The 1,672-nt window shown below is 69.1% G+C and carries 1 protein-coding gene; it reads left to right on the forward strand.

What is annotated here, in order from left to right; translation table 11 throughout:
• Positions 1 to 125 precede the first annotated feature (125 nt).
• Positions 126 to 1,535, forward strand: coding sequence for an IS1380 family transposase (locus LL648_RS43560; RefSeq protein ID WP_232668857.1), 1,410 nt, complete (start codon positions 126 to 128; stop codon positions 1,533 to 1,535).
• Positions 1,536 to 1,672 lie beyond the last annotated feature (137 nt).

Below are 1,672 nucleotides of genomic sequence, written 5' to 3' on the forward strand. Positions count from 1 at the left end.
TAGCCCGGGCTCTTCATGTCGGGCTGAGCGGTAGGTGACCCCCGATAGCAGAAAGTGCCTCGTGACCAGGTAAGACAGGGCTTGTCGAGGGCCATGTCCGCCGCGGTCGAGGAGGCACTTTCCGAGTGCAGGCTACAACTACCCGTCCGAAGATCATCGTGACCGCTGACGGGGCCGGGGTGGTCTCGCACGCTGGATCCCGTCTACTGGCCGACGTTGCGGATCGGACCACCTTGACCGGCGAGTTGTCGCAGGCTCTGGATGGTGTGCGGCCGGCGCGGGCGCATCATGATCCGGGCCGGGTGCTGGTGGACCTCGCGATCGCGGTCGCCGACGGTGCCACCACGATCTCCGAGATCGCTGCGTTGGGCGACCAGGCCGAGCTGTTCGGCCAGGTGGCGTCGGACTCGACGTGCTGGCGACTGCTCGACCGTCTCGACGACACCGTCCTCGCGCAGGTCGCAGGGGCTCGAGCCCGAACGCGGACGCTTGTGTGGGATCAGCACGCCGAGCTTCACGGGCGGGCGTTCCCGCCGGCGCGGGTCGCCGGCCGTGAGCTCGATGTGCTGGTGATCGACCTCGATGCGTCGATCGTGATCTGCCACTCAGAGAAGGAGCAGGCTGCGCCGACGTTCAAGCGAACCTTCGGCTATCACCCGCTGATGGCGTTCTGCGACAACACCTGCGAGTTCCTCGCCGGTGTGCTGCGCCGCGGCAACGCCGGCGCGAACACCGCCGCGGACCACATCAGCGTGCTCGACCAGGCGTTGGCCCAGATCCCCGACCAGCACCGCCACGGTCGCAGGATGCTCGTCCGTGCCGACACTGCGGGCTGCACAAAAGCGTTTCTGACCCACGTCCGCGACCAACACGCCAGCTTGGTGCGCTGCGAGTTCTCCGTCGGGTGGGCGATCACCGACCGCGAACGCACCGCCATCGGCATGGTCGCGGAGAAGGTGTGGGCCGACGCGATCGAGGCGGACGGCGGCCATCGCGAGGGCGCCGGCCTGGCCGAACTCACCGGCCTGCTCCCGGCCGCCGCGCTGGACGGCTACCCCGACGGCACGAGAGTGATCGTTCGTCGTGAGCGGCCGCACCCGGGCGCGCAGCTGGACCTGATGGAGACCCGCGACGGCTGGCGCTACACCTGCTTCGCGACCGACACCCCCGCCGGGCAACTGGCGTTCCTCGACACCCGCCACCGCGCCCACGCCCGGGTCGAGGACCGCATCCGCACCGCCAAGGACACCGGCCTCAACCACTTCCCGTCCCGCACCTTCGCCATCAACTCGGCCTGGCTGACCGTCGTCATGCTCGCGGTCGACCTGCTCTCCTGGACCCAGCACCTCGTCCTCGACGGCGCCCTCGCGAAGGCCGAACCGAAGACGTTGCGCTACCGGTTGCTGCACGTCGCTGCCCGGATCACCCGAGGCCAGCGCCGCACCTGGATCCGTATCCAGCAGTCCTGGCCCTGGGCCGAGCAGATCGCTGCCGCATTCGCTCGGCTCCACACCCTGCCCGTCCCCGCCGGCTGACCCCCACTCCCGATCGGCACGAGCGCACGGAGCACCCCGGCAGAACCGCAGGCCGGACGATGACTCACGGCCCGACTAGAAATCCCGCACCGATCATGCCACCAAGGTCGATTACCAGCCCTCATGAATCACCGGGG

The sequence above is a fragment of the Pseudonocardia sp. TRM90224 genome (assembly GCF_021245725.1).
Classification (GTDB): domain Bacteria; phylum Actinomycetota; class Actinomycetes; order Mycobacteriales; family Pseudonocardiaceae; genus Pseudonocardia.